General features: G+C 40.8%; 1 protein-coding gene and 1 pseudogene. One reads left to right on the top strand and one right to left on the bottom strand.

All coding sequences use genetic code 11. The annotated features are described in order from the left end of the window. Nucleotides 1-512, top strand: a pseudogene (locus HQN90_RS37865) (hypothetical protein); the annotation flags it as partial. 1034 nt (nucleotides 513-1546) lie between these two features. Here HQN90_RS37865 and HQN90_RS37870 read toward each other — a convergent pair. Next, a complete protein-coding gene (locus HQN90_RS37870) occupies nucleotides 1547-4822 on the bottom strand; it encodes an S-layer homology domain-containing protein (RefSeq protein WP_173227973.1) in 3276 nt (1091 codons plus the stop codon). Nucleotides 4823-4845: the final 23 nt, after the last annotated feature.

Here is a 4845-nt window from a genome sequence, read left to right on the forward strand (position 1 = left end):
ACTTGGTTGAGCTTCCGGCTCAAATTACCCAAGTTACCTCTTCTAACAACAGCGTAGCGCGTGTAGAGCTTGGTACAGGCGATAATGCAGGCAAAGCCTTTGTCATTGGTAACAAAGCAGGAACAGCGAACTTAAATGTATCCTTCAAAACGATTAAAGGTGAAGTGAAACAAGCGACAATCCCTGTGACAGTGAAAGCTGACGCGATCGATGTTAGCCAAATCACCGCAGAGGATTCCGCAACGGTAACGAACGGCAGCAGCCCATTTGTTGCAGCTAAAATCAAAGTAACCGATAGCTATGGTATTAAGTATGAGAAAGACGAAGTAGCGAAATACAACCATGTTTTAGGTCTGACATTCTCTGCTAGCCATGTTAAAAACGGAACAGTCGAGATTAACCAATATGGTGAGATCACAGCTACACGGAAATCTGATGCTCCAGTCACATTCGATTTAACAACAACAGCTTCCAATGGGAAATCCGTTGTAACAGCAATCACAGTGAACTAAGATGCTTTGAAAAAGAAGGCCCTTCGGGGTCTTCTTTTTTTGTTTATAAGTGGCCAGAGGCGCGCATCCTCTAGCCGGTGAAAGTCTGGTCGTGGGAGGAGCCAAGACACCTCTTAGCTAGGTTACCCTGAAGTATGGGGAAATCTGTGTGCAAAAGCGTACCGACGAAAGTAATTTTAAGGAGATAAGGTTAGCAATTTGCAAGGGTCGGTTAACTTGAAGTGAATCCTGCCGCGTCGTTATAAAGGCTTCGAAAGAGGGAAAAGAGGATGGCGAGACTCGTTAGATCAGACGATGGCCAAAGGATGTTGCTAACAACTTGGAACGACAGCGAAGAATCCTCTGGCGTATGGGGAGCTGCATGACAAGAAAGAGGATACAGTGAACTGGGGAGGAACATGTGGCGTGGCTGAACCCGAAGATACAGGGATAGCGGAATTACTAACTGAATACTATAACTACACAGCCTATAGCCAGCAGAAGTTAGTTAAACTGGATTGTTACATACTGCAGCGGTTCATAAGATGGTAGGCGAAGGAGCGACAGCGCGTAAGGTGGATGGGAGCCGTTCTTGGATACCATCGTTATCGCAATGACCCACGAAAGCATACAACCACGGTAGCTCATTTTGAATGCACACATCAATTCTTTTATAGTAGTAGCCTGCTTTAAAGTGTTCTGTTCATTAGATGGATTATATAAGGCTTAAGGAATCGTATGATACCCTTGATTGCTATATGGATTCCTGGTGATTATGATGTGATTAGGATATCTTGCTTTTGTGCGTGAGATCTCCGGCCGGATTAAGAGCCTTACAGCCTTTAACTTACATTATCCCAAGGTATATATCTTGCTCCACTCAATCCGCATTATTCAGATCTATAGGCTGTTGCAATAGTACTTATGGAAATATCGAATCTAACTATCTTCACCCGCCCATATCTAGGTCTACATATAACATAAAAGCCCTCCACCGACTAAGAAGGTGGAGGGCTGTGCATTCTAAAAAAAGACCCCGAAGGGTCTTTAGGGAATTAATTTGCTGCTACAATTTTGATTGGAGTTGAAGCAGATTTACCATTTGGTGCAGTAATTGTTAAATCAAATGTTGTACCCGGAGTCTCAGCAATGATAGTTCCATATTGATCCACACTTGCTTTTCCACCTTTAACATGACTCACAGAGAAAGTGAAGCCCAAGAGGTAGTTGTATTTACCGACAACAGCATCTTCGTACTCGCCACCGTAGTTGTCATAAACGTCAAGATCCATAGCTGCAAATGCATTAGCACCTGTTTGAACTTGTACTTCATCTGTTTCGTTTTTGATACTTGCAACTGCAAGTGCGTCATCCTTAACAGTAATAGGCATTGTAGCTTGTTTAATCTCGCCTTTTACAGTAGAGAAGGATACGCTGATTGTAGCAGTACCAGTTTTGTTACCGATAACGTATGCTACACCACCAACAAGTTTAACTTGAGCAACACTTGGGTTGGATGTTGAAATATTTGTGATTTTCTTAGGCAACTTCACAGTTTCACCAGCAGCATTTTTAGCTGATACTGTAACTTCTTGCCATAGTGTATCGTCTTTGGAAGGATCTTTAATTTGATCATCCTTAGTAAGAGTTTGACCTGGTGCGTATACCGAATCAGTTACAACGCCGCTATCCAACAGGTTGAACATGTTATGAATAGTATTAAGAGTATAAGTCAGATCAGAATCAGCGCTAGCAATTGTTAATGTTTTAGTGATTTTAGCAACTTCTGTGCTAGTTCCACCAGTTGTTTTTACAATTCTTGCAGTATAATCAACTTTTTGATTTGTAGCATCAAGAGAAGTTCTAATTCTTGCAAAGTCATTAAATTTCTTTAAGTCTGATCCAGTTAGAACAACTGCATTTGGATTTGCACCCGTAACAGTTGGATCAGTAGCTTTGACTACAGCTGTAAGTTTATTGTCTGCTGTTACCACCATGCCTTGGTTAGCGAAGGGAACTTCATCATTCAGTGTAACCCATGCATTAGTGTTGGCATATTTATTATCTGTTGCTGAAGGATTAGTAGTTACCGCTGTTACTTCTACAGTATAGTGGCTGCCACCTGTAGAAACATTACCAGTAGTAGTATCAACGTCTAGGGCTTTATCAAGAACTGCGCCGTATTGGTCAATAACATTGTATTTAAACTTCGTGTTACCACCAGCAACAGCTTGCTTAGCAGGTGCAGTTACTTCTTTAAAGTGATCTGGAACACGAGCATCAGAAACGGTGTATGTTTTTGTTGCTGTGCTTGTAGCATTCGCTGTAGCAATTACTGCTGTGATGGATACAGCGCCTTTAGCGTTTGAGTTAATAGTAGTCAAACGGATAGAACCTTTGTGTTCACCAGCTTGCTCAATTTTACCAGTAGATGGGTTCGTAGTATCAGAACCAACCGCACCAGAAATAGAAATTTTAATGCGATCTACGTTTTGATCACTAGTCAAGTCTTCAACGCTCAATTGGTTGCCGGAAGCATCATAAGCAACAACTGGAACGTATAGATCAGTATCGCCAGCTGCGATTACGTCATTAATTTCGCCAATTTGGATTTTATTAGCTACTTTAGCTGATTTCACCGTGATTTTACCAGTTGCAGTTGCAGCTTGGCTGAAGATCGTGAAGTTGTAATCACCGGATTTGTCAATATCGTTCAACAATGAAATCTTAACTTCTGGAAGATCATTACCATTATCTTCGATTTCATAAGTTACGTCTTTGCTATCAATATAGTTAGTCCAGATAAGCGTTGGATCACTATAAAGTCTAGTTGCGGAACTTGTAGCAGTTTTCTCATTGATTAATGAATCATAGGAGATATTGCCGCCGTATTGGTCAAAAAGGTTAATGTCGAATTTAACATTTTCACCTTTACCACTTAGTTGCTCACCTACGGAATAACGAGCATTGCCAAGCTCTAGCTTAGTAAGAATAGGTTGTGTTCCAAGTTTGAAGTTTTTAGTTGCAGTAATGTGGCTATCATTATTAACAATTGTTACAGGAATGATTGACACACCTTGTGTAGTACTGTTACCATTAACAGTATCTAACGTAATTAGCAATGTGCCTTCTGTGTCTTTTGTAATTTTAATGAAAGAAGCACCAGAAGTATAAACATTGTAAGAACCAGCGTTAGTTGTAGCAGCTTCACCATATTGGTTAACAGCTTTTGCTTTGATAATTACTTTGTTGGAGTATGCAATAGTATCTCCTGCAGTTACGAAGTCAATTTTTTGAAGAACTTCGTCTTGACCTGTGAAAGAAGCAGTTGTTTTATCAGTGTTAGCTGCATCTAGGCCAGTTACGTTTACTGTGTATTCACCATTGCTAACTTTAACATCAGTCAGTGTAAGAACTGCGGATTTCTTGTCATCAGCAAACTTCGTTGTAGTTACTACATCAGAAGTACCTTTTTTCAAGGCAATTTTTGCTTTGTCTGTATCAACTGGTTTGTTGAAAGTTACAGTCACTTTTTGAGCGCCAGTAGCTTTTGCTTCTGTCACGGATACTTTACCAGGAGAAACATATTGTTGTTTCGCTTCGTATGCACCAGTCAAAAGAAGATCGCGAGTTGCGTTTGCTTGGCCACCGAATTTACCGCCGTCGCCAGTTGGAAGAAGTTTCAATTCAAGAGCAAGAGCAACATAACCTTGTGCCCAGTCTGTAACTGTTGAATCGTTGCCTGTTTTTGCTTTAGCGTCAGCATCTTTACCAAGAACGCGAACCAAGAAAGTAGCCAGTTGTTCTTTTGTTACTTTACCAGCTGGGTTGTATTGGCCTTCTGCATAACCATCAGTTACGCCAGCAGTTTTCAAAGCTTCGATGTAAGGAAGAGCGTAGCCATTAGCTGCATCATCGGATTTAACATCGGAGAAGCTGGAAGTTTTCAAATCTTTATTTATTTCAACACCCATAATCAAAGCTGCAACCTTCGCGAATTGCGCGCGGTTCATTTCTTCTTTCAAACCAAACGTTGTGTCGCTTGTTCCGTCGAAGATACCAGCGGAGATCATTGCGTCAAATTTCGCTTTTGTAGCTGCGTCAAGATCTTTAAGATCCGTGAAATCAGCGGAAGTTTTCTTAGCAGCAACAGTTGTTGTAGTAGTTGCCTCTGTGTCAGCGAATGCCATTGAAGAAAACATGGATAATGCCATTGCGGATGATAGGATTACTGATAAACTTTTTTTCATAACCTTTATTTCTCCTCCTTGAAAATCTTTGGGTTTATTTTTTTGTCTTTTTGTTACGATATTTGAGCTCGATTTACTCATTTTTGGTTCACCCCCTTTCCAGA

Origin of the sequence: Paenibacillus alba, from assembly GCF_013204855.1 — a bacterium.
Taxonomy (GTDB): Bacteria; Bacillota; Bacilli; order Paenibacillales; family NBRC-103111; genus Paenibacillus_E; species Paenibacillus_E alba.